At 73.9% G+C, this 22,263-nt stretch carries 19 protein-coding genes, 1 pseudogene and 1 riboswitch; of the genes and pseudogenes, 11 read left to right on the forward strand and 9 right to left on the reverse strand.

Annotated features, from left to right (window positions below; genetic code table 11):
* Positions 1-75: 75 nt before the first annotated feature.
* From ACFRU2_RS39025 to ACFRU2_RS39055, 7 genes and pseudogenes are all read left to right on the forward strand, one after another.
* The gene (locus ACFRU2_RS39025; protein WP_382981056.1) at positions 76-1,344 is read left to right on the forward strand and encodes an anion permease; all 1,269 of its coding nucleotides are present in this window, start codon (positions 76-78) and stop codon (positions 1,342-1,344) included.
* 28 nt (positions 1,345-1,372) lie between these two features.
* Positions 1,373-1,594: a hypothetical protein gene (locus ACFRU2_RS39030; protein ID WP_243338472.1), complete on the forward strand. Its 222-nt coding sequence runs from the start codon at positions 1,373-1,375 to the stop codon at positions 1,592-1,594.
* Between the two features lie 165 nt (positions 1,595-1,759).
* A riboswitch (cobalamin riboswitch) is annotated at positions 1,760-1,851 on the forward strand.
* A gap of 58 nt (positions 1,852-1,909) precedes the next feature.
* Positions 1,910-2,872, forward strand: a complete 963-nt coding sequence (locus ACFRU2_RS39035; RefSeq protein WP_382981057.1) for a cobalamin biosynthesis protein — start codon at positions 1,910-1,912, stop codon at positions 2,870-2,872.
* Positions 2,869-4,739: pseudogene (locus ACFRU2_RS39040) on the forward strand (cobyric acid synthase). Before ACFRU2_RS39035 ends, ACFRU2_RS39040 begins: the two are co-directional and overlap by 4 nt.
* Positions 4,736-6,835, forward strand: coding sequence for a putative cobaltochelatase (locus ACFRU2_RS39045; RefSeq protein WP_382981058.1), 2,100 nt, complete (start codon positions 4,736-4,738; stop codon positions 6,833-6,835). The pseudogene ACFRU2_RS39040 and the gene ACFRU2_RS39045 overlap by 4 nt, the downstream one beginning before the upstream one ends.
* The gene (gene cobO / locus ACFRU2_RS39050) at positions 6,835-7,434 is read left to right on the forward strand and encodes a cob(I)yrinic acid a,c-diamide adenosyltransferase (protein ID WP_250742265.1); all 600 of its coding nucleotides are present in this window, start codon (positions 6,835-6,837) and stop codon (positions 7,432-7,434) included. The genes ACFRU2_RS39045 and cobO overlap by 1 nt, the downstream gene beginning before the upstream one ends.
* Entirely contained in the window at positions 7,428-8,957 is a 1,530-nt protein-coding gene (locus tag ACFRU2_RS39055) for a cobyrinate a,c-diamide synthase (RefSeq protein WP_382981059.1), read from the forward strand. The genes cobO and ACFRU2_RS39055 overlap by 7 nt, the downstream gene beginning before the upstream one ends.
* A gap of 26 nt (positions 8,958-8,983) precedes the next feature.
* Here the strand turns inward: ACFRU2_RS39055 and ACFRU2_RS39060 are convergent, their stop codons facing one another.
* On the reverse strand, positions 8,984-9,730 hold the full coding sequence (locus ACFRU2_RS39060) for a ZIP family metal transporter (protein WP_382981060.1): 747 nt from the start codon (positions 9,728-9,730) through the stop codon (positions 8,984-8,986).
* On the opposite strand from ACFRU2_RS39060, the gene ACFRU2_RS39065 reads away from it, so the two are divergent.
* From ACFRU2_RS39065 to ACFRU2_RS39075, 3 genes are all read left to right on the forward strand, one after another.
* Entirely contained in the window at positions 9,731-9,898 is a 168-nt protein-coding gene (locus ACFRU2_RS39065) for a hypothetical protein (protein ID WP_382981061.1), read from the forward strand. It abuts the gene before it with no gap.
* Positions 9,895-11,319: an Rv2231c family pyridoxal phosphate-dependent protein CobC gene (gene cobC / locus ACFRU2_RS39070; RefSeq protein ID WP_382981062.1), complete on the forward strand. Its 1,425-nt coding sequence runs from the start codon at positions 9,895-9,897 to the stop codon at positions 11,317-11,319. The genes ACFRU2_RS39065 and cobC overlap by 4 nt, the downstream gene beginning before the upstream one ends.
* A gap of 115 nt (positions 11,320-11,434) precedes the next feature.
* Positions 11,435-12,667, forward strand: a complete 1,233-nt coding sequence (locus ACFRU2_RS39075; protein ID WP_382981063.1) for a CapA family protein — start codon at positions 11,435-11,437, stop codon at positions 12,665-12,667.
* A 30-nt stretch (positions 12,668-12,697) separates the two neighbouring features.
* Here the strand turns inward: ACFRU2_RS39075 and ACFRU2_RS39080 are convergent, their stop codons facing one another.
* A complete protein-coding gene (locus ACFRU2_RS39080) occupies positions 12,698-13,621 on the reverse strand; it encodes an SCO1860 family LAETG-anchored protein (RefSeq protein WP_382981064.1) in 924 nt (307 codons plus the stop codon).
* Between the two features lie 305 nt (positions 13,622-13,926).
* Positions 13,927-15,042, reverse strand: coding sequence for an amidohydrolase family protein (locus tag ACFRU2_RS39085; protein ID WP_382981065.1), 1,116 nt, complete (start codon positions 15,040-15,042; stop codon positions 13,927-13,929).
* A 97-nt stretch (positions 15,043-15,139) separates the two neighbouring features.
* Between ACFRU2_RS39085 and ACFRU2_RS39090 the strand changes: the two genes are divergently transcribed.
* Positions 15,140-16,228, forward strand: a complete 1,089-nt coding sequence (locus ACFRU2_RS39090) for a pyridoxal-phosphate-dependent aminotransferase family protein (RefSeq protein WP_382981066.1) — start codon at positions 15,140-15,142, stop codon at positions 16,226-16,228.
* A 67-nt stretch (positions 16,229-16,295) separates the two neighbouring features.
* On the opposite strand, the gene ACFRU2_RS39095 is transcribed toward ACFRU2_RS39090, so the two are convergent.
* The 6 genes from ACFRU2_RS39095 to ACFRU2_RS39120 form a co-directional block, all read right to left on the reverse strand.
* On the reverse strand, positions 16,296-17,360 hold the full coding sequence (locus tag ACFRU2_RS39095) for an aminotransferase class V-fold PLP-dependent enzyme (RefSeq protein WP_382981067.1): 1,065 nt from the start codon (positions 17,358-17,360) through the stop codon (positions 16,296-16,298).
* Positions 17,361-17,443: 83 nt separating this feature from the next.
* Positions 17,444-18,154 carry a DsbA family oxidoreductase gene (locus ACFRU2_RS39100; protein ID WP_382981068.1) on the reverse strand — a complete coding sequence of 237 codons (711 nt, stop codon included), beginning with the start codon at positions 18,152-18,154 and terminating at the stop codon, positions 17,444-17,446.
* A gap of 74 nt (positions 18,155-18,228) precedes the next feature.
* A complete protein-coding gene (locus ACFRU2_RS39105; protein ID WP_382981069.1) occupies positions 18,229-18,723 on the reverse strand; it encodes a GNAT family N-acetyltransferase in 495 nt (164 codons plus the stop codon).
* 44 nt (positions 18,724-18,767) lie between these two features.
* On the reverse strand, positions 18,768-20,222 hold the full coding sequence (locus ACFRU2_RS39110) for a penicillin-binding transpeptidase domain-containing protein (RefSeq protein ID WP_382981070.1): 1,455 nt from the start codon (positions 20,220-20,222) through the stop codon (positions 18,768-18,770).
* 62 nt (positions 20,223-20,284) lie between these two features.
* Positions 20,285-20,995, reverse strand: a complete 711-nt coding sequence (locus ACFRU2_RS39115; RefSeq protein ID WP_382981071.1) for a response regulator — start codon at positions 20,993-20,995, stop codon at positions 20,285-20,287.
* The gene (locus ACFRU2_RS39120) at positions 20,992-22,251 is read right to left on the reverse strand and encodes a sensor histidine kinase (RefSeq protein ID WP_382981072.1); all 1,260 of its coding nucleotides are present in this window, start codon (positions 22,249-22,251) and stop codon (positions 20,992-20,994) included. Before ACFRU2_RS39120 ends, ACFRU2_RS39115 begins: the two co-directional genes overlap by 4 nt.
* Positions 22,252-22,263 lie beyond the last annotated feature (12 nt).

Consider the following 22,263-nt stretch of genomic DNA (forward strand, 5'->3'; position numbering starts at 1 on the left):
CTGGCAGTTCACCTTCCGTTCATCCAGGTTGCCTACGGTCCACGAACCACTGACGTCAAACAGAAGCCTGGGTAAATGGAGCACATAACGCTTCTCCTCGGGATCGTGATCATCACCGCTCTCGTGTTCGATTTCACGAACGGTTTTCACGACACGGCCAACGCGATGGCCACCACCATCTCGACCGGCGCCCTCAAGCCCAAGACCGCGGTGGCCATGTCCGCCGTGCTCAACCTCGTCGGCGCTTTCATGTCCGTGGAGGTCGCCAAGACGATCTCCAAGGGACTGGTCAACGAGGAAGGCATCCAGCCGGAGGTCATCTTCGCCGCCTTGGTCGGCGCGATCCTCTGGAACCTCGTCACCTGGCTGGTCGGCCTGCCCTCCAGCTCCTCGCACGCCCTGATGGGCGGCCTGATCGGTGCGGCCGTGGCCTCCGCCGGCATGGGCGCGGTCAACGGCAGCGTCGTCGTCACCAAGGTGCTGATCCCCGCGATCGCCGCGCCGCTGGTCGCCGGCTTCGCCGCGTACCTGGCCACGAAGGTCACGTACAAGGTCGGCAAGGGCATGGGCGAGAAGACCTCGGCCAAGGGCTACCGCGCCGGCCAGATCGCCTCCGCCGGTCTCGTCTCGCTGGCTCACGGCACCAACGACGCGCAGAAGACGATGGGCATCATCACCCTGGCGCTCGTCGCCGGCGGTGCCATCGCCCCCGGCTCCAACCCGCCGGTCTGGGTCATCGTCTCCGCCGGCCTGGCCATCGCGATGGGCACCTACCTGGGCGGCTGGCGCATCATCCGCACCATGGGCAGCGGCCTGACCGACCTGCAGCCGCAGCAGGGCTTCGCCGCCCAGACCTCGGCCGCCAGCGTCATCCTGGCCTCCTCCTCCCTCGGCTTCTCCCTCTCCACCACCCACGCGTGCTCCGGCGCCGTCATGGGTTCGGGTCTGGGACGCAAGGGCGGCGTGGTCCGCTGGTCCACCGCCTCCCGCATGTTCATCGCCTGGGGCCTGACCCTCCCGGCCGCGGCCCTGGTGGCCGCCGGTGCCGAGCTGGTCATGCGCACCGGGGACATCGGCGTCGGCGCCGTCACGGTCTTCCTGATCGGCTCCTGCGTCGCCATCTGGCTGATCTCGCGCCGCCAGGTCGTCGACCACACCAACGTCAACGAGGTCGCCGCGGCCGACGCCCAGGAGCCGGGCGTGGTCACCACGGCCATCGCGGCCGTCAGCGTCCCGCCGACCGCAGCTGTCGCCGGCAGCACCGCCGCGGTGACGGACGAGGAACTGAAGGCCACCATCCCGGCCGCGACGACGACTCCCGCGGCTCCGGCCGCGGCCGTCTGACCCCGAGAACGACAGAGGATTCAGCGGTATGAAGATCGACTGGGAAGCACTCGGCTCCGTCTTCGGGGTCAGCCTCTCCGCCACCGTCGTCCTGGTGACCCTGTTCACCCTGGGCCTGATGGGGCTCTCCAAGCACGAGGCCGCCACCGAACAGGGCGGCGCCGCCACCCTGGCCCGCAGCGGTGCGTACGCCTGCTTCGCGCTCTGCGCGGCGGCCGTGGCCTACGGGATCTACCTGATCGTCGCCTAGGCGACGGACACCACGCCCCGTACGAAGGCTCCCTCCGGGTTCGTCCCGGAGGGAGCTTTCGCATGCCCGGAGCCGCTTCACCCCGCCACCCCGCCGCAGGTCAACGGCGAGTTGACGGGCCTTCGCGCTGCGTGGTGGACTGCCCGAGCCATTACGGCGGCATGGAGAGGAAGTCCGGTGCGAATCCGGCGCGGTCCCGCCACTGTCACCGGCGCGCTCGGCCCTCCGGCCGGGGTGCGGCCGGAAGCCAGGAACTCTCGCCGCCGGACACGTCGAACCAGGGCGCGGACCCTGAGTGAGGACATACCTGCCACCATGCGTGCCGATCGCGTCTTCGCGTACGGCGTCACGGCGGGCCTGATCGGCGACCGGATCCTCGGGGATCCGCGCCGAGGGCACCCCGTGGCCGCCTTCGGACGAGCCGCCGCCGCCGTCGAACGTGCCCTGTGGCGCGACGACCGCGCGCGGGGCGCCCTGCACACCCTGCTGTGCGCCGGAGGCGCGGCCGCCGTCGGCGCGCTGGGCGCCCGCGCCGTGCGCTCCCGGCCCGCGGCCGCCCGTATCGCCCTCACCGCCGCCGCCACCTGGGCCGTCGTGGGCGGCACCTCGCTGGGCCGCGAGGCCCGCGCCATCGGCGGCGCGCTCGCCGCCGGGGACGCCGAGGTGGCCCGCGAGCGGCTGCCCCACCTGTGCGGGCGCGACCCGCAGGCGCTGGACGAGCAGCAGATGGCCCGCGCGGTCGTCGAATCGGTCGCCGAGAACACCTCCGACGCCGTGGTCGGGGCCCTGGTGTGGGGCGCCGTCGCGGGCGTCCCCGGGCTGCTGGCCTTCCGCGCCGTGAACACCCTGGACGCGATGGTCGGCCACAAGTCCCCCCGCCACCTGCGCTACGGCTGGGCCTCGGCCCGGCTCGACGACGTGGCGGGCTGGCCGGGCGCCCGGCTGACGGCGCTGGCCGCCGTACTGGCCGGGCCCGACCGGCGGGGAGCCGTACGGGCCTGGCGCGCGGACGCCGCCAAGCACCCGAGCCCCAACGCGGGACCCGTGGAGTCCTCCTTCGCCGGGGCGCTCGGCGTGCGGCTGGGCGGGACCCTGGCGTACGCGGGCCGGGTCGAACACCGGGCCGTGCTCAACGGTGCGGCGGGGCGGCCCGTGGAGATAGCCGACATCGAACGGGCGGTGCGGCTGTCGCACCGGGTGACGTGGCTGGCGCTCGGGGCCTGTGTGGCCGTCCGGACGCTGGTCTCCCGTCTGACCACGAAGGGGCGGCCCGCATGAGCGGCGGCGCGAAGCGCGGCGGGGGCCTCCTCGTCGCCGGTACGACCTCGGACGCGGGCAAGAGCGTGGTCACGGCGGGCATCTGCCGGTGGCTGGCCCGGCAGGGCGTGAAGGTGGCCCCGTTCAAGGCCCAGAACATGTCCCTGAACTCCTTCGTGACGAGGGAGGGCGCCGAGATCGGCCGCGCGCAGGCCATGCAGGCCCAGGCGGCCCGCGTGGAGCCCACCGCGCTGATGAACCCGGTCCTGCTCAAACCCGGCAGTGACCGGAGCAGCCAGGTGGTGCTGCTGGGCAAGCCGGTGGGCGAGATGAGCGCGCGCGGCTACCACGGGGGCAGGCAGGAGCAGTTGCTCGGCATCGTCACGGACTGCCTGGAGCAGTTGCGGGGCACGTATGACGCCGTGATCTGCGAGGGGGCGGGCAGCCCGGCCGAGATCAACCTGCGCCGGACCGACATCGTGAACATGGGCATCGCGCGGGCCGCGCGCTTCCCGGTGGTCGTCGTCGGCGACATCGACCGGGGCGGGGTCTTCGCGTCCTTCTTCGGCACGACGGCGCTGCTCTCGCCCGAGGACCAGTCGCTGATCGCGGGCTACCTGGTCAACAAGTTCCGCGGCGACGTCACCCTGCTGGAACCGGGCATGGAGATGCTGCGCGGCCTGACCGGGCGGGCCACGTACGGGGTGCTCCCCTTCCAGCACGGGCTGGGCATCGACGAGGAGGACGGCCTGCGGGTCTCCCTGCGGGGTGCGGTACGGGAATCCGTGGTCGCCCCGCCCGTGGGCGAGGACGTGCTGCGGGTCGCGGTCTGCGCGGTGCCGCTGATGTCCAACTTCACGGACGTCGACGCTCTCGCGGCGGAGCCGGGCGTGGTCGTGCGGTTCGTGGACCGGGCCGAGGAACTGGCCGACGCGGACCTGGTCGTCGTCCCCGGCACCCGCGGCACGGTCAAGGCCCTGGCCTGGCTGCGCGAGCGCGGGCTCGCGGACGCGCTGGCCCGGCGGGCCGCCGAGGGCCGGCCGGTCCTCGGCATCTGCGGCGGGTTCCAGGTCCTCGGCGAACACATCGAGGACGAGGTCGAGTCGAAGGCCGGCTCCGTGCCGGGGCTCGGGCTCCTTCCCGTCCGGGTCCGCTTCGAGCGGGAGAAGACCCTGGCGCGGCCGGTGGGTTCGGCGCTGGGCGAGGAGGTCTCCGGCTACGAGATCCACCACGGGGTGGCCGAAGTCCTGGGCGGGACCCCCTTCCTGGACGGGTGCCGGGTCGGAGCGGTGTGGGGCACCCACTGGCACGGCTCGCTGGAGTCGGACGGCTTCCGGCGGGCCTTCCTCCGCGAGGTCGCCTCGGCCGCGGGCCGCCGCTTCGTCCCGGCCCCGGACACGTCGTTCTCCTCCCTGCGGGAGGAGCAGCTCGACCTGCTCGGCGACCTGATCGAGGAACACGCGGACACGGACGCCCTGCTCCGCCTGATCGAGACCGGCCCCCCGTCGGACCTCCCCTTCCTCCCGCCGGGCGCGCCGTGAGCGGCGCAGCCCTGCGGGGGCCGTCCCCTACCCGCCCTTCCACCGTTCCCCGGGCTCTGCCCGGACCCCTCCGATGTGCGGCGCCGTACCCGGGGGCCAGCCCCCGGACCCCCGCTCCTCAAACGCCGGAGAGGCTGGATGTGGCTGGGCCTGGATTGTCCGCAGGGCAATTCCAGCCTCGCCGGCGTTTGAGGCGCGGGGTCTGGGGCGGAGCCCCAGGGAACGGGCGAAGGGCGGGTAGGGGAACTCCGCCCCGCGCAGCGGCGCACCCGCAGCCCGGCCGCGCCGTCCACGCCCGCCCGCGCACGCGTATCCGTACACACGCCCAAGAAGGGGCCACCGCATGAGCACGCCCTACCCGTTCACCGCACTGGTCGGCCAGACCGACCTGCGCCTCGCGCTGCTGCTCAACGCCGTGAGCCCCGCGGTCGGCGGTGTGCTCGTGCGCGGTGAGAAGGGGACCGCCAAGTCCACCGCCGTCCGCGCCCTGTCCACCCTGCTGCCGCAGGTGGACGTGGTTCCCGGCTGCCGGTTCAGCTGCGCGCCCACCGCCCCCGACCCCGCCTGCCCCGACGGCCCCCACGAGCCGGGACCGGCCGCCGCGCGGCCCGCCCGGATGGTGGAGCTGCCCGTCGGCGCCTCCGAGGACCGGCTCGTCGGCGCCCTCGACATCGAACGCGCCCTCGCCGAAGGCGTGAAGGCCTTCGAGCCCGGCCTGCTGGCCGACGCGCACCGCGGGATCCTGTACGTCGACGAGGTCAACCTGCTCCACGACCACCTCATCGACCTGCTCCTCGACGCCGCCGCGATGGGCGCCTCCTACGTCGAGCGCGAGGGCGTCTCCGTACGGCACGCCGCCCGTTTCCTCCTCGTCGGCACGATGAACCCCGAGGAGGGCGAGCTCCGCCCGCAGCTGCTCGACCGGTTCGGGCTGACCGTCGAGGTCGCCGCCTCCCGCGAGCCCCTCCAGCGGGTCGAGGTGGTGCGTCGCCGACTCGCCTACGAGGACGATCCCGCGGGGTTCGCGGGCCGCTGGTCCGCGGACGAGGAGGAGGTGCGCGCCCGGGTGGTGGCCGCGCGGAAGCTGCTCCCGCAGGTGCGCCTCGGCGACACCTCGCTGCTGCAGATCGCGGCGACCTGCGCCGGTTTCGAGGTCGACGGCATGCGCGCCGACATCGTGATGGCCCGTACCGCGACCGCGCTCGCCGCCTGGGCCGGACGGACCGAGGTGCGCAAGGAGGACGTGCGGCAGGCCGCCCTGCTGGCGCTCCCCCACCGGCGCCGCCGCAACCCCTTCGACGCGCCCGGCCTCGACGAGGAGAAGCTGGACCGGATCCTCGACGGCTTCCCCGACGACGAGCCGGAGCCCGAGCCCGAGCCGGAGCCGGAGCCGGAGGGTCCGGGCGAGGGCCCGGAGGACGACGGCCCGGACGGCGGCGGCCCCGACGGCGGGGGCGGCGTACCCCCGCAGGGCTCCGGACCGGACACGCCCGAGGCCGAGCCGGAGGCCCCGGCCGAGCCCGAGCAGCGGCCCGAGACCCAGCCCTCCGCCCAGGAGAACGAGGCGGCGGCCGGTCCGGCCGAGCAGGCACCCGTACGGGCCGCCGAGCCGTTCCGCACCAAGATGCTCAGCGTCCCGGGCCTCGGCGAGGGCGCGTCGGGCCGGCGGTCGCGCGCCCGCACCGCCCACGGCCGCACCACCGGCGCCCAGCGCCCCCGGGGCCAGCTGACCAAACTGCACCTGGCGGCGACCGTCCACGCCGCCGCCCCGCACCAGAAGGCGCGCGGGCGCACCGGGCGCGGCCTCGTCGTCCGCAAGGACGACCTGAGGCAGGCGACCCGTGAGGGCCGCGAGGGCAACCTCGTCCTGTTCCTCGTCGACGCCTCCGGCTCGATGGCGGCCCGGCAGCGCATGAGCGCGGTCAAGGGGGCGGTGCTGTCCCTGCTGCTCGACGCCTACCAGCGCCGGGACAAGGTCGGCCTGATCACCTTCCGGGGCTCCTCGGCCGAGCTCGCCCTGCCGCCCACCTCCTCCGTCGACGCCGCCGCGACCCGGCTGGAGAACCTGCCGACCGGCGGCCGCACCCCGCTCGCCGCCGGGCTGCTCAAGGCCCACGAGGTGCTGCGGATCGAACGGCTGCGGGACCCGAGCCGGCGCCCGCTGCTCGTGGTCGTCACCGACGGACGGGCCACCTCGGCCGGCTCCGTCGGCGGTGACCCGCGCGAGCTGTCGGCGCGGAGTGCCCGGCTGCTGGCGGCCGGCGGGGTCGCCTCCGTGGTCGTGGACTGCGAGTCGGGGCCGGTCCGGCTCGGGCTGGCCGGCGTACTGGCCGCCGATCTGGGCGGCCCGGCCGTCACCCTCGACGGGCTGCGGGCCGATTCGCTGGCCGGGCTCGTGAAGAACGTACGTACTCCATCCCCGACCCTCAGGAGGGCCGCGTAATGCCGCAGGGACAGCCGTCCGTCGTTCCGGACGACGGACTCACGACGCGTCAGCGCCGCAACCGCCCGCTCGTCTTCGTCCACACGGGACCGGGCAAGGGCAAGTCGACGGCGGCCTTCGGTCTGGCGCTGCGCGCCTGGAACCAGGGCTGGCCGATCGGGGTGTTCCAGTTCGTCAAGTCGGCGAAGTGGAAGGTCGGCGAGGAGAACGCGCTGAAGGTGCTCGGCGCCTCCGGCGAGGGCGGCTCCGTCGTCTGGCACAAGATGGGCGAGGGCTGGTCCTGGGTCCAGCGCGACGCCCAGCTCGACAACGAGCAGGCGGCCAAGGAGGGCTGGGAGCAGGTCAAGCGCGACCTGGCCGCCGAGACGCACAAGCTCTACGTGCTGGACGAGTTCGCGTACCCGATGCACTGGGGCTGGATCGACGTCGACGAGGTCGTCGAGGTGCTCCGCAACCGTCCCGGGACGCAGCACGTGGTGATCACCGGGCGCAACGCACCGGAGAAGCTGGTGGAGTTCGCGGACCTCGTCACCGAGATGACCAAGGTCAAGCACCCGATGGACACCGGCCAGAAGGGCCAGAAGGGCATCGAGTGGTGACCTCGTTCAACGTACCGAGACTGGTCATCGCCGCGCCCTCCTCCGGCAGCGGCAAGACCACCGTGGCGACGGGCCTGATGGCGGCCTTCTCGGAGCGCGGCCTCGCCGTGTCCCCGCACAAGGCCGGGCCCGACTACATCGACCCGGGCTACCACGCGCTGGCCACGGGCCGGCCCGGGCGCAACCTGGACGCCTTCATGTGCGGGCCGGAGCTGGTGGCTCCGCTGTTCGCGCACGGGGCGGCCGGGTGCGATCTGGCCGTCATCGAAGGCGTGATGGGGCTCTACGACGGGGCCGCGGGGCGGGGCGAACTGGCGTCGACGGCGCAGGTCGCGAAGCTGCTCCGGGCCCCGGTGGTGCTGGTCGTCGACGCGTCCTCGCAGTCGCGGTCGGTGGCGGCGCTGGTGCACGGTTTCGCCTCCTTCGACCCGCAGGTGCGCCTCGGCGGCGTGATCCTGAACAAGGTCGGCTCCGACCGGCACGAGGTGATGCTGCGGGAGGCGCTGGAGGAAGCGGGGATGCCGGTGCTCGGCGTCCTGCGGCGGGCTCCGCAGGTGGCTGCGCCCTCGCGGCACCTGGGGCTGGTGCCGGTCGCCGAGCGGCGGCGGGATGCCCTCGACTCCGTGACGGCCCTGGCCGAACAGGTCCGCCAGGGCTGCGACCTGGAGGCCTTGATGGCCCTGGCCAGGACCGCCCCGCCGCTGGCCTGCGAAGCCTGGGCTCCGGAACAGGCCTTGTTCCCCCACCCCGCCCCTTCCCGAAACCAGGCTCTGCCCGGACCTGGTCCTCAAACGCCGGACGGGCTGGAGATACCGCTGCGCGGCAACCCAGCCGGGCCAGGCGGACGGGATCAGCCAAATCCAGCCCCGCCGGCGTTTGAGGCGCGGGGTCTGGGGCGGAGCCCCAGCGGCGGCGCCGCACCCGTCATCGCCGTCGCCGGAGGGGCCGCCTTCACGTTCTCCTACGCCGAGCACTCGGAGCTGCTGCGAGCCGCCGGAGCGGAGGTGGTCACCTTCGACCCCCTCCGGGACGAGGCGCTCCCCGAGCACACCACCGGTCTGGTGATCGGCGGCGGGTTCCCCGAGGTGTACGCGCCCGAGCTGTCCGCGAACGAGCCGCTGCGCAAGGCCGTCGCGGCCTTCGCCGCCGCCGGCGGCCCGGTGGCGGCCGAGTGCGCCGGGCTGCTGTACCTCGCCCGCTCGCTGGACGGCAAGCCCATGTGCGGGGTGCTCGACGCCGACGCACGGATGTCGGAGCGGCTCACGCTCGGCTACCGCGAGGCGGTCGCCGTCTCCGACAGCGTCCTGGCACCGGCCGGGACCCGGCTGCGCGGGCACGAGTTCCACCGGACGGTGATCGAGCCGGGCGCCGGTGCCGCGCCGGCGTGGGGCTTCACGCATCCGGAACGCCGGGTCGAGGGGTTCGTCGCCGGCGGTGTGCACGCCAGCTACCTGCACACGCACTGGGCGGCGGAGCCTTCCGTGGCCCTGCGGTTCGCCGAGGCCGCGGCAGCGCATCGGTGAACCGGAGACGCTCGGGGCCGGCCGCGTCACTCCGCCAGGCCCACGACCAGCCAGATCCCCGCCACCCCGCCCACGGTGCACATCAGGGTGGACAGCGCGGGGTGCTTGTGGTGGGCCTCGGGCAGGATTTCGGCGGCGGCCAGGTACAGCAGGACGCCTCCGAAGAAGCCGAGGTAGGCCCCGAGCGGTTCCTCCGGAAGGGTGAACAGCAGAGTGGACGCGGCCCCCACGACGGGGGCGGCCGCGTCCGCGAAGAGCATCAGCAGGGCCTTGCGGCGGGCGTTGCCGTACAGCCGGGTGAGCGTGTACGTGTTGAACCCGTCGGCGAAGTCGTGGGTGATGACGGCCAGCGCCACGGCCACGCCCATCCCCCCGCCGACCTGGAACGCGGCGCCGAGGGCCACCCCGTCGGCGAGGCTGTGGCCGACCATGGCCGCGGCCGCCGTCAGGCCGACCTGGGGGACCCGCTTCCCGTGCTCCGGGTGCCCGTCGCCGTTCGTGGCCCCGTGGGAGGCCTGGCGGACCGCCAGGAGGCGTTCCACGCAGTGCGCGGCGAGGAACCCTCCGACGAAGAGCAGCAGGGCCAGCGGGACGCCGAACACCTCGTCGCCGGCGGCGTGCATGGCCTCCGGGAGCAGATCGAGGCCCACGACGCCGAGCATCAGCCCGCCGGCCAGGCCCAGCACGAGGTGGCGGCGGTCGGTGACGCGCTGCGCCGTCCATCCGCCTGCCAGGGTCATCAGGAACGCACCCAACGCCACGATCACGGCCATGTGCCCCTGCATACCGATTCCGCGCCGCCCGCGCACTTCCGCGCCCGGGTGGCGGACCACGGCCGGTTGACGGTCCGGCCGCGCGCGCAGTCCCCGTACGCGCAGTCCCCGTACGCGCGGTCCACGCACACGAGCAGCATCACGAACACGACGACGGAGAACGGGTGAACCTGTTGGGCGAGTACGCGACGCAACTGGTCGTCGGGGTCGGTGGCCGCGCCGGCGTGTCCGTGGCGGAGGTCTGCGCCCTGGTGGAGGAGACCCTGCGCGGTGCCGGACTGGCGTCCGGTTCGGTGACGGCCCTGGCCACCGTGGAGGGGAAGGTCCTGGAGGCGGGGATCGCCGGTGCGGCGGAACGTTTCGGCGTCCCCCTGCTCAGCTACCCCGCCGAGCGCCTGGCCGCGATCCCGGTACCGCACCCCTCGGACGCCGCCCAGGAGGCGGCCGGCACCGCGTCGGTGGCGGAGGCCGCCGCGCTCGCCGGGGGCGGGGAACTCCTCGTGCCCAAGCGGCGGTCGGTGGCGGCGACCTGCGCGGTCGCCACGGCCCACACCCACGATCTGCGCCACCACGGGGACGCCGAGGTCGCGGACGCGGGCGCGGGGCTGGTCGATCTCGCGGTGAACGTACGGTCCCACACGCCGCCGCAGTGGCTGAAGGACCGGATCGCGGCTTCGCTCGACGTCCTGTCCGCGTACCCCGACGGCCGCCCCGCCCGCGCGGCCGTGGCCCTGCGCCACGGGCTGCCGGTCGAGCGGGTCCTGCTGACGGCGGGGGCCGCGGAGGCGTTCGTACTGATCGCGCGGGCGCTGGGCGCCGTACGGCCCGTGGTGGTGCATCCGCAGTTCACCGAGCCGGAGGCGGCCCTGCGCGACGCGGGCCACCGGGTGGAGCGGGTGGTGCTGCGGGCCGAGGACGGCTTCCGGCTGGACCCGGCGGCGGTGCCGGAGGAGGCCGACCTCGTGGTGGTCGGGAACCCGACCAACCCGACCTCGGTGCTGCACCCGGCGGCGACCCTGGCCGCGCTGGCCCGGCCCGGGCGGATCCTGGTGGTCGACGAGGCCTTCATGGACGCGGTCCCCGGCGAACGCGAGGCGCTGGCCGGGCGGACGGACGTGCCGGGCCTGGTCGTGCTGCGCAGCCTGACCAAGACCTGGGGCCTGGCCGGGCTGCGCATCGGTTACGTGCTGGCCGAGCCCGGGGTGATCGCGAAGCTGGCGGCGGCGCAGCCGCTGTGGCCGGTGTCCACGCCCGCGCTGGTGGCGGCCGAGGCGTGCGTGGCCCCCGCGGCGCTGGCCGAGGCGGAGGCCGCGGCCCGGCAGATCGCGGTGGACCGGGAGCACCTCCTGGCGGGGCTCGCGGAGTTCGAGGAGATCTCGGTGGCGGGTACGGCGGAGGGGCCGTTCGTGCTGATCCGGGTCGAGGGCGCGGCGGAGATCCGCACCCGGCTGCGCGCGCTGGGCTTCGCCGTGCGCCGCGGCGACACCTTCCCGGGGCTGGACCGCTCCTGGCTCCGGCTGGCGGTCCGCGACCGCGCGACGACGGGCCGCCTCCTCCAGGCGCTCGACCTGGCCCTCGCGGCGCGCTGACCACGCGCCGAAGGCCACTCCAATGGCGCGTTTCCGCGGGTCGCGTGTCGCACTGCCCGTACCGGTGCGCGATCATTTCCGCAGGTAGTGACCATGCGACACCGGGGGTACGGGGATGAAGACGGTCGGCAAGATAGGTGCGGCCATGGCCGGACTGGCCGTGGTGGGAGGCGCCGTCTACGGCGTGACGCAGGTGGCCGGCGAGGACGGCGGCGCGGCGGCGAAGCAGCGGCTGGGGGCGAAGCCGGGGGCGAGTCCGAGCCGCGACGCAGCGGGCGGAGCCACGGCCTCGGCGGTGCCGGGCGGGAAGCCGTTCACGCTCGTCGGCACCGGCGACATCATCCCGTACCCGTCGATCATCCAGCGGGCCGCCGACGACTCCGCGGAGAAGGGCGGCTACGACTTCCGGAAGATACTCGCCGGGGTCAAGCCCGTCGTATCCGCCGCCGACCTGGCGATATGCCACCACGAGATACCGTACGGCCGGCCCGGCGGCCCCTACACCGGATATCCCCTCTTCAAGGCCCCGCACCAACTGGCCGACGCCCTCAAGGACGCCGGCTACGACAGCTGCTCGACCGCCTCGAACCACACCCTGGACGACGGGTACGACGGCCTCGTCCGCGTCCTCGACCACCTCGACCGCGTCGGCATCCGCCACGTCGGATCGGCCCGCGGCGCCGAGGAGGCCAAGGCCCCGGCCGTGGTCGAGGCCGGTGGGGCCAAGGTCGCGCAACTGGACTACACGTACGGGACGAACGGCGTCCCGCTCCCCGAGGGCAAGCCCTGGGCCGTGAACCTGATCGACCCGGCGCGGATCATTGCCGACGCCCGCGCCGCGCGCGCGGCCGGCGCGCACGTCGTCGTCCTCAGCGTCCACTGGGGTTCCGAGTGGCAGACCGCCCCGGACAAGCAGCAACTGGAGCTGGCCCAGGCGCTGACCGCCTCGCGCGGGGCGGACGGCCTCCCCGACATCGACCTGATCCTCGGCACCCACAACCACGTGCCGCAGCCGTACGAGAAGGTCAACGGCACCTGGGTGGTCTACGGCATGGGCGACCAGGTCGCCAGCTTCTACGAGGCCGAGAAGGCCCGCGGCAACATGTCCTCGATCCCCCGCTTCACCTTCGCCCCGGCAGCCGCCCACCCGGGCCGCTGGGAGGTGGTGAAGGCCGAGTACCTCACGCAGTTCTCGGACATGCGGCCGCCGTTCCGCGTCGTCTGCACCTCCTGCGAGGCCGCCGCCTCCTCCGCCGACAGCACGTACGCCGCCGCCGACCGCGAGGTGACGAAGGCCGTGATGTCACGCGGCGCCGGGGAGCAGGGACTGACGCGCGCGACGCGGTAGGACGGAGGGAACGGAGGGACGTCCCCGGCCCTACGAGGCCCTGCCGCGCCGGGTGACGACCAGCGCGGCGGCGCCGAAGCCGAGCAGGATCAGCGCACCGCCCGTCACGTACGGGGTGAGCGAGCCGCCTCCGGTCTCGGCGAGGCCGGCCTGGGCCCCGGAGCCGCCCGTGGTGGCCGTCTGGGGCTTGACGTCGGGCAGCTTCGAGGCACTGGCGGAGGGGGCGGGAGCGGCCGGGGACTCGCAGCGGGCCTCGGCGAGCACGATCTCCCCGTCGACCTCGGCGACGTTCAGGTCGAGCGGGTTCACCGACACCTTGAGCCGCAGCGCGGTCGCGGCGGCCGTGGTGGAGGTGGTCTGGGTGGTGGAGAGTTCCAGGGCCACCAGGCCGACCTTGGGGACCTCCACCTTGGTGGGGCCGCCCGCGGAGAGGGTGACCTTCTTGCCCAGGACGGTCACGGTGCCCAGGACGTTGGAGCTCGCGAGCGGCTTCTTGCCCGCCTCGCAGACGGCCTTGGAGGTGACCTTCTCCACCTCGATCAGGGACAGCAGGGGCAGGCCCGGTACGTGGATCCTGGCCTTGGCGAGGTTCGCCTCCGCCGCCGCGCGGTCGGCGTCGGCGGTGGCCTTGGAGGTGGCGACGTCGGCGCGCAGGACGCTCACCGGCTGCCCGCCCTCGACGCCGTCGAGGGTGACGGTCAGCGCCGTCTTCGTGGCGTTCGCGGGGGCGCTGACCTCGTTGAGGGTCGCGTTCAGCGGGACGTGCACGGTCTTGTTGAGCAGGCCCACGTCCAGGGTGGTGCGCAGGACGACGGCGCTCGCCTTGCCCGCCCCCGGGTGGGATCCGGTGGAACCGGCGGAGCCGGTGGCGAAGGCGGGCGGGGCGGCGAGCAGGGCAACCGCTCCCGTGGCGACGAGCGCGGCCACGGGCATGCGGAAGGTGTTGCTGTTCAAGGTGGTGGAACCCCCAGGGAGATGGGAGCCGTCGCGCCGCCAATGGGGGACATTGCGCGCGCCGACGGCCTCGACCCCGGAATCTTTACGCACTGAGAGTGAACGGGGGTGAACCCGACGTGAGTTCACCCCAAAGGGTGGTTTCCAGGCATAAGTTCGAATACATGCGCCTCATCCGGAACGGGAGTTCCCTCCCATCCCGGGAATCCCGGTCGCCGGGACCCGTGCCGGGCGTACACAACGACCGTGCGGCCGCCGACGTCACGCCCCGTCAACTCCCGTACCCCTGATGTCCTCTGCGGACCTCAGGCCACCACCGACCCGTTCACCACCACCCGCAGCGGATCCGCCAGCGCCCGTACGTCGGCCCGCGGATCGGCCTCGTAGACCACGAGGTCGGCCGGGGCGCCCTCGGTCAGGCCGGGCCTGCCGAGCCACTCGCGCGCGCCCCAGGCCGTCGCCGAGAGGGCCTGCAGCGGCGGGATCCCCGCCTTGACGAGCTCGCCGACCTCGGCCGCGACCAGGCCGTGCGGGAGGGAACCTCCCGCGTCCGTGCCGACGTAGACCCCGATGCCCGCGTCGTAGGCGGCGCGGACGGTGTCGTAGCGCCGCTCGTGCAGTCTGCGCATGTGCGCCGACCACCGCGGGAACTTGGCCTCGCCGCCCGCGGCCATCTTCGGGAAGGTCGCGATGTTCACGAGGGTCGGGACGATGGCCACCCCGCGCTCCGCGAACAGCGGGACGGTGTCCTCGGTGAGCCCCGTGGCGTGCTCGATGCAGTCGATGCCCGCCTCGACCAGATCCCGCAGGGAGTCCTCGGCGAAGCAGTGCGCGGTGACGCGCGCCCCGAGGCGGTGGGCCTCGGCGATGGCCGCCTCGACCTCTGCGCGCGGCCAGCAGGCGGTGAGGTCCCCGGCCTCGCGGTCGATCCAGTCCCCGACCAGCTTGACCCAGCCGTCGCCCCGCTGCGCCTCGCGGGCCACGTACGCGACGAGGTCCTCGGGCTCGATCTCGTGGGCGAAGTTGCGGATGTAGCGGCGGGTGCGGGCGATGTGCCGGCCCGCCCGGATGATCTTCGGCAGGTCCTCCCGGTCGTCGATCCAGCGGGTGTCGGAGGGGGATCCGGCATCGCGGATGAGGAGGGTGCCGGCGTCCCGGTCGGTCAGGGCCTGCCGTTCGGCGGTGTCCGCGTCCACCGGCCCGTGGGCGTCGAGCCCCACGTGGCAGTGCGCGTCGACCAGCCCGGGCAGGACCCACCCGGTGACCTCGGTGACCTCACCGGCGCCGCGCGGGCGCTCGTAGGAGATCCGGCCGCCGACCACCCAGAGCTCGTCGCGGACCTCTTCGGGCCCGACCAGTACCCGCCCCTTCACGTGCAGCAGACCCGACCTCGTACCGCCGCCGTTGACCTCGTCGCTCATGGCGGCACTCTACGTGCGGGCTCGGTAGGCTCTCCAGGTCGGTCCGGACGTATCCGGACGAACGAGCCCAGACCGAGAGAACGAAGAGAGCCGCGCCGTGAACCACCCCCTCCTGGACCTCCCGCCCCTGACCGCCGCGCGCTTCGCGTCGATCGAGCGGGGGGTCGCGGAGCTCCTCGGCACCCGGGCCGACGTGGTGATCACCCAGGGCGAGGCGCTGCTGCCGCTGGAGGGATGCATCCGGTCGGGCGCACGGCCCGGCTCGACCGCGCTGAACGTGGTGACCGGCCCCTACGGGACCACCTTCGGCAACTGGCTGCGCGACTGCGGGGCGCACGTCGTGGACCTGGAGGTCCCCTTCGACACCGCCGTGTCCGCCGAGCAGGTGGAACGGGCCCTGTCGGAGCACCCGGAGATCGACTTCGTCTCCCTGGTCCACGCCGAGGCGGCCACCGGGAACACCAACCCGGTGGCGGAGATCGGCGAGGCCGTACGGGCCCACGGGGCGCTGTTCATGCTGGACGCGGTGGCCTCGGTGGGCGCGGAGCCGCTGCTGCCGGACGCGTGGGGCGTGGACCTGTGCGTGATCGGCGCGCAGAAGGCGATGGGCGGACCGGCGGGGGTCTCGGCGGTATCGGTCTCCGACCGTGCGTGGGCCCGCTTCGCGGAGAACGCCTCGGCGCCGCGCCGCTCGTACCTCTCCCTGCTGGACTGGAAGGAGCGCTGGATCGACGGCGGGCGCACCGCGCTGCCGCACGCTCCCGCGCAGCTGGAGATGCTGGCCCTGGAGGCCTGCCTGGACCGCATCGCGGCCGAGGGCCTGACCGCGGTGGAGGCCCGCCATGCGGCCGCCGCGGCGGCGACCCGCGCGGGTGCGGTGGCGCTGGGCATCACCCCGTACGTCGGCCGGGACGCGGCGGCCGCCCCGGTGGCCACCACGCTGCGGGTCCCGGAGGCCTCCCTGGTGGTGGCGAAGGCCCTCGCGGCGGATCCGGCGGCCCCCCTCGCGGCGGGCGGCGGGGCGCTGGCCCGGGAGATGGTCCGGGTCAACCACTACGGCACGGCGGCCTCCCCGGACACCGTCGGCGCCTGCCTGACGGCCCTGGCCGGGGCGCTGTCGGTGGACCCGGCCGCGGCTCTCGCGGCGGCGGGCTCGGCCTGGTCGGCGGCGCTTCCCTCGGCCTGAGCCGGGCGGGCGGCTGGGCGGCCGGGCGGCCGGGCGGCTGCCCGTCCGTCCGTCCGGGATCAGCCCGTCAGGATCGGCCCTCCAAGCGGTTCAGCAGCCGGTCCACGTCCGCCTCGGTGTTGTAGAGGTGGAAGGAGGCCCGCAGGCTTCCCGCGCGGGCGGACGTGGAGATGCCCGCGGCGAGCAGGGCGCCCTGACGGTGGGCCAGTCCCGGCACCGAGACGATCGGGGAACCGCCCGGGACGGGCTGGTGGCCCAGGCGGGCGAGACCGGCGCGGTAGCGGGCGGCCAGGGCGGTGTCGTGGGCGTGGACGGCGTCGATGCCGATCCGTTCCAGCAGGGCCAGCGCGGGCTCGGCGGCGTGGTAGGCCAGGAAGGCCGGGGACTCGTCGAAGCGCCGGGCCCCGGGGGCCAGTTCGCGCAGCGGGCCGTAGATGGCGTCCCACATGTCGGCGAGCGCCACCCAGCCGGCGTGCAGCGGGGTCACGGTGTCCTGGGCCTCCTCCGAGACCGTGAGGTAGGAGACCCCGCGCGAGGCGAGCAGCCACTTGTAGCCGGCGGTGACCGTGTAGTCGTAGGGGCTCGCGTCGAAGGGCAGCCAGCCGGCCGCCTGCGAGGCGTCGACCAGCATCCGCGCCCCGTGCGCGGTGGTCGCGGCGCGGACGGCCGCCAGGTCCGCCGTACGCCCGTCCGCGGACTGTACGGCGCTCAGCGCGACCAGTGCGGTGTCCGGGCCGACGGCTTCGGCGAGGGACTCCAGCGGGACGAAGCGGACCTTGAGGTCGTCGCGCACCACGAAGGGGTTGATGTCGGAGGCGAACTCGCCTTCCGGGCACAGGACTTCGGATCCGGCCGGGAGGGAGGCGGAGACCAGGCCGACATGGGTGGAGACGGCCGAGCCGACGGCCACGCGGTCCGCGGGGACCCCGACGAGGCGGGCGAACGACTCCCGGACCCGCTCGACGCGGCCGAAGTCGCCGAAGCCCTCCGGGAGTCCGGCCCCGGCCGCCTCCGCGAGCCGCCGCACCTCGGCGACGGCGGCTCGCGGGAGGATCCCGCAGGTGGCGGTGTTGAGATAGGTGAGGGAGGGCGCGAACTCGTCGCGGACGGTCCCGGGCGCAGAGAGGTCCATGACCTTCACTCTGCGCCAGGACCATCCCCAAGTCCATTGCCGAACTTCCCTCACCACACCAAAGGACTACTTATGGTGGGACCTTACGGGCTCGGCACCGCGCACGCCCCGTCGGGTTCGCACGCCTCACCCTCGGGGGCCGCCGGCGCAAGGACCTCGCGGCCGGCCCAGGCCTGCTCCAGCGCCCGCGTGAACACCTCGGCGGGCTGGCCGCCGGAGATCCCGTAGCGGCGGTCCAGTACGAAGAACGGCACGGCGTTCGCGCCCAGCTCGGCCGCTTCGCGCTCGTCGGCCCGCACCTCGGCGGCGTACGCGGACTCGTCGGCGAGCACCGCGCGGGCCTCCGCCTCGTCCAGTCCCGCCTCGACGGCGAGCGTGACGAGCACCTCGGAGTCGAAGACGGAGCGCTCCTCGGCGAAGTTGGCGCGGTAGGCGAGGTCCAGCAGCTCTTCCTGGCGGCCGCGGTCGGCGGCGAGGTGCAGCAGCCGGTGGATGTCGAAGGTGTTGCCGTGGTCACGGCCCTCCGTGCGGTACGTCAGCCCCTCGGCGCGGGCGCTCGCGGCGACGTGCTCCTCCATGCCGCGGGCCTCGTCGAGGGTGCGGCCGTACTTCTTGGCCAGCATCTCCAGGACGGGCGCCACCTGGCCCTTGGGGCCGTTCGGGTCGAGCTCGAAGGAGCGGTAGACCACCTCGACCTCCTCGTGGTGTGCGAACTCGGCCAGCCCCTTGGCGAACCGGGCCTTGCCGATGTAGCACCACGGGCAGGCGATGTCGCTCCAGATCTCGACGCGCATGTTCCTTCTTCCCTCCACGGAATCAACTGTTCCGTGTTCAACCATCTGCCGCTGCGTCTCATTCCCCGGACGGGTCACTCCCCGGGCACGTCCCCCACGGTGAGCCACAGGATGCGGTGGGAGCCCGCGACCCTGGCTCCGGTGGGATCCGGGAGCCAGCCGTGGGTGGCGTAGAAGGCCTGGGCGCGGAGGTTGTGCTCGTAGACCTCCAGGCGGACCCGGCGGACGCCCGCGCGGCGCCAGGTGTCGAGGCACGCGGCGTGCAGGGCCGCGCCGGTGCCGCGGCGCCAGTGGACGGGGTCCACGTGCAGCTGGGTGAGGGTGGTCTCGCCGTCGGCGGTGCGGAACGCCGCCACCCCGGTGAGCTCGCCGCCGCTCTCGGCGCAGAGCACCCCGCCGTCCGCCGCGGCACGGGCCACCGCCCGGGACCAGCCCTCGCGGGTGCGCGCCAGTTCGGCGGCGCCGCCGTAGGCCTCCTCGGGTATCCGGCCCCGGTAGTAGGTGGACCGGGCGCGGGTGTGGAGGGCTGCGATGGCGTCGAGGTCTTCGGGCTGCGCGGTCCTGATCATGGGAGGGACAACGCGCCGGGAACCCCGCCGGTTCCCGGCGCGGACTACTTCTTCAGCCAGGCCTGCATCATCTTCTGCGCCACCGGGGCGGCCAGCTTGCCGCCGCCGATCTCGGAGCGGTCCGTGTCCGAGTTCTCGATCACGACGGTGACCGCGATCTGCTTGCCGTTCGTCTTTCCGTACGTGGTGTACCAGGCGAGCGGCGGCAGGCTGTTGTTCACGCCGCGCTGGGCGGTACCGGTCTTGGCTCCCGACTCGACTCCCGGGATCTGGACGTTCTTGCCGCCGCCTTCGGTGGCGACCGTCCGCATGGCGTCCTGGACCATCGACGCGGTCTTCGCGCTCATGACCTGCTCGGACTTCGGGTTCTTGAAGCTCTCCAGCACGTTGCCGTTGGAGTCGGTGACCTCGGAGACCTCGTGCGGGGAGACCAGCTTGCCGCCGTTCTCGATCGCGGCCGTCACCATCGCCATCTGGAGCGGGGTGGCCTGGACGTCGAACTGGCCGATGCCCGTCTGCGCGACCTGGTCGACCGACATCTTCTTCGACGGGTACTTGCTGGGCGGGCTGGTCCAGACGGGGGTCTTCTGCACCACGTTGAAGCCGAGCTTCTCCGCCATGGCGCGCATCTTGTCCTGGCCGAGCTTGTGGGCGAACTCCGCGAAGACGTTGTTGCAGGACAGCTTCAGCGCGGTCCGGGGAGAAACGTTGTTGCAGAGCGAGTCGTCCACCTCGCTGCGCAGCTTGGTCCGCGTCCCGGGGATCGTGTAGTCGCCGGGGATCCCGGTCGGCGTGTCGATGTTCGTGACCAGGCCGTTCTCGATGGCCGCGGCCAGGGTGACCAGCTTGAAGGTGGAGCCGGGCGCCTGCGGCTTGCGCAGGGCCGTGTTCTCCATGGCCTTGCCCTGGTCGGCGTTGAGTGCGTCCCACGCCTTCTGCGCCGCTTCCCCGGCGCCCGAGATGCTGCCCGGGTCGAAGGAGGGGTTGTTCACGACGGCCAGGATCTCGCCCGTCGCCGGGTCGATCGCCACGGCCGAGCCCTGCTTGCCCTGCAGCGCGTCGTAGCCGGCCTTCTGGACGTCCTTGTCGATCGTGGTCAGCACGTTGCCCGGGGCGGCACGCTTGTTGGTGAGCGTGTCCATGACGCTCTTGAGCCGGTTGTCGGAGCCGTTGAGGATGTTCTTGTAGACACCCTCCAGCATGCTCGACCCGAAGGCCTGGGAGCTGTATCCGGTGATCGGTGCGTACAGCGGCCCGTCGGTGTAGGTCCGCTTGTACCGGAAGTCCTTGCCACCCGTGTCCACCGAGCCGGTGATCGCCTCCCCTCCCACGATGATGTTCCCCAGCGGGTTCTCGTACTTCCCGATGAGGTTGCGCCGGTTGTTGTCGTTGTCTGCGAGGGCCTGGCCTTGGTACGCCTGCACCCAGGTGACCCGCACCAACAGGGCCAGCACCAGAAGCAGACAGAAGACCGACGCACGCCTGATCGTCTTGTTCATCCCCCAGAAGGACGCCCCAGCCGTCCCAGCCGTTCCGCTCTGCCCCGATTGTGGCGGACTTCTCAGCCTTTCTTCATGAGGAAGCCGCCCTCGTACGCCGCGATGACCGCCTGGGTCCGGTCCCGGGAGCCGGTCTTGGCCAGCACCGCGGCCACGTGCGTCTTGACCGTCTGCGGGCCGACTCCGAGCCGCTCGCTCACCTCGTGGTTGGAGAGCCCGGCGGCCATCAGCCGCAGGACGTCTGCCTCCCGGTCCGTGAGCCGGGCGACCCAGGGGGCGGCGGCCGGGCCGGCCCCGGGCGGGGTGTGGGCGGCGGCCAGGGAGCGGACGGCCGCCGGGAAGAGCAGCGAGTCCCCGCGCGCCACGAGCCGGACCGCGGCGGTCAGCTCGTCGGGGTCGGCCCGCTTGAGGAGGAACCCGGCGGCTCCCGCGCGCAGCGCGTCGTACACGTAGGCGTCGTTCTCGAAGGTGGTCACCACCACGATCCGGGGCGGCGCGGCCATGGTGGCGAGGATCCGCTCGGTGGCCCGGATGCCGTCGATCTCCGGCATCCGCACGTCCATCAGCACCACGTCCGGGGCCAGCGCCCGGACCACCGCCACGGCCTCGGCTCCGGTGGCCGCCTCCCCGACGACCTCCAGGTCGGGCTCGGCATCGAGGATGACCCGCAGGGCCGTACGGACCATCCGCTCGTCGTCGGCCACGACCAGCCGCAGCGGCGGGCGGGCCGGCGGGGCCGCCTCCGGGGCCGGCGGTGGCGTCGGCGTCGTCATCGGACGCCCTCACCGAGCGGGAGGACGGCCCGCAGCCGCCAGCGGCCCTCGTGCGGCCCGGCCTCGACCTGCCCGCCGAGCAGCGCGGCCCGCTCGGCGGCTCCTTGCAGACCCCGGCCCCCGGTGGTGCGGGCCCCCGGAGCGGCCGCGGCCGCCCCCGCAGGATCGTTCGTCATGCTGATCTCCAGTTCCTCGTATCCACCGCTCTCCCCCTGTCCACCGTTTCCACCGGGTTCCCCCTGCCCGCCGCGCACCCGTACGAGGATCCGCAGATCGACCGGGCCCGTCCCGTGCCGCAGTGCGTTGCTCAGCCCCTCCTGCACGATCCGGTACGCCTCACGGGAGGCGATCGCCGGAAGCCACGCCCAGTCGCCGGCCGGTCCCGGGTCCTGGCGGGCGGTGATCGGGATCCCGGAGGCCCGGCTGCGGGCCAGCAGCCCGTCGAGGTCGGCGGCGAGCGTCGGAGCCGCGGGCAGCCCGCCACCCCCGGCGCCCACTCCGTCGCCCTCGCGCAGCAGGCCGAGGACGGCGTCCAGCTCTCCCACCGTGCGCCGGGTGGTGTCCTCGATCGCGGCCAGCGCCTCCCGGACGAAGCCGGGGTCGCTGTCGAGCACCCGCCGGGCGGCGCTCGCCTGGAGGGTGACCGCGCTCAGGGCGTGCCCGACGGCATCGTGCAGCTCCCGCGCCAGCCGGTTGCGGACCGCCAGGTCCGCGGCGCGCTCCTCGGCGGCCGCCAGCCGGTCCGCCGCCGTCGGCCCGAGCAGTACGGGCGCCAGCCGCGCCAGCAGCGCCCCCGCCCCGGCGGCGCACAGCACGAGCCCGGCCAGCAGCGCGATCCCGAGCAGCGGTGCCACGTACGGATGGGCCTGGGCGTCGAACGGGCCGAGCCCGACCGGCAGGTCCCGCAGCGCGCTCACGAACGGCAGGGCGAGCAGCACCACCGCCATCGGCGGCACCGCCAGGCTCATCCCGCTGACCAGGGCGCCGACCCCCAGGTGCAGGGTCCACCAGACCGCGGTCCTCCCCCGGGCCGCCCAGCTCCGGGCCGGCCCCTCGGCGAACCGCTCCCCCGGCACCCCGCACAGGGCCCGGGCGGCGGCCACGGACATCGGCCGGACCAGCCGGAACAGCCCGGTGACGGCGATGAGCGGCAGTGCGGCGGCGTAGGCGGCGAGGCTGAGCGGGAGGGAGGCGGTTGCGTTGCTCCCGCCGGCGAGGACGCCGACCGCCACCTCAGTGAGCAGGAAGTAGGGCATCAACAGGGCCCC

Origin of the sequence: Streptomyces sp. NPDC056883 (assembly GCF_042788835.1) — a bacterium.
GTDB classification, from domain to species: Bacteria; Actinomycetota; Actinomycetes; order Streptomycetales; family Streptomycetaceae; genus Streptomyces; species Streptomyces stoeckheimensis.

Excerpts from the sequence above, each read along its gene's own strand:
- ACFRU2_RS39025 (WP_382981056.1), top strand. The coding sequence starts at position 76 with ATGGAGCACATAACGCTTCTCCTCGGGATCGTGATCATCACCGCTCTC.
- ACFRU2_RS39030 (WP_243338472.1), top strand. The coding sequence starts at position 1,373 with ATGAAGATCGACTGGGAAGCACTCGGCTCCGTCTTCGGGGTCAGCCTC.
- ACFRU2_RS39035 (WP_382981057.1), top strand. The coding sequence starts at position 1,910 with ATGCGTGCCGATCGCGTCTTCGCGTACGGCGTCACGGCGGGCCTGATC.
- ACFRU2_RS39045 (WP_382981058.1), top strand. The coding sequence starts at position 4,736 with ATGAGCACGCCCTACCCGTTCACCGCACTGGTCGGCCAGACCGACCTG.
- cobO (WP_250742265.1), top strand. The coding sequence starts at position 6,835 with ATGCCGCAGGGACAGCCGTCCGTCGTTCCGGACGACGGACTCACGACG.
- ACFRU2_RS39060 (WP_382981060.1), bottom strand. The coding sequence starts at position 9,730 with ATGGCCGTGATCGTGGCGTTGGGTGCGTTCCTGATGACCCTGGCAGGC.
- ACFRU2_RS39075 (WP_382981063.1), top strand. The coding sequence starts at position 11,435 with ATGAAGACGGTCGGCAAGATAGGTGCGGCCATGGCCGGACTGGCCGTG.
- ACFRU2_RS39085 (WP_382981065.1), bottom strand. The coding sequence starts at position 15,042 with ATGAGCGACGAGGTCAACGGCGGCGGTACGAGGTCGGGTCTGCTGCAC.
- ACFRU2_RS39095 (WP_382981067.1), bottom strand. The coding sequence starts at position 17,360 with ATGGACCTCTCTGCGCCCGGGACCGTCCGCGACGAGTTCGCGCCCTCC.
- ACFRU2_RS39100 (WP_382981068.1), bottom strand. The coding sequence starts at position 18,154 with ATGCGCGTCGAGATCTGGAGCGACATCGCCTGCCCGTGGTGCTACATC.
- ACFRU2_RS39105 (WP_382981069.1), bottom strand. The coding sequence starts at position 18,723 with ATGATCAGGACCGCGCAGCCCGAAGACCTCGACGCCATCGCAGCCCTC.
- ACFRU2_RS39110 (WP_382981070.1), bottom strand. The coding sequence starts at position 20,222 with ATGAACAAGACGATCAGGCGTGCGTCGGTCTTCTGTCTGCTTCTGGTG.
- ACFRU2_RS39115 (WP_382981071.1), bottom strand. The coding sequence starts at position 20,995 with ATGACGACGCCGACGCCACCGCCGGCCCCGGAGGCGGCCCCGCCGGCC.
- ACFRU2_RS39120 (WP_382981072.1), bottom strand. The coding sequence starts at position 22,251 with ATGCCCTACTTCCTGCTCACTGAGGTGGCGGTCGGCGTCCTCGCCGGC.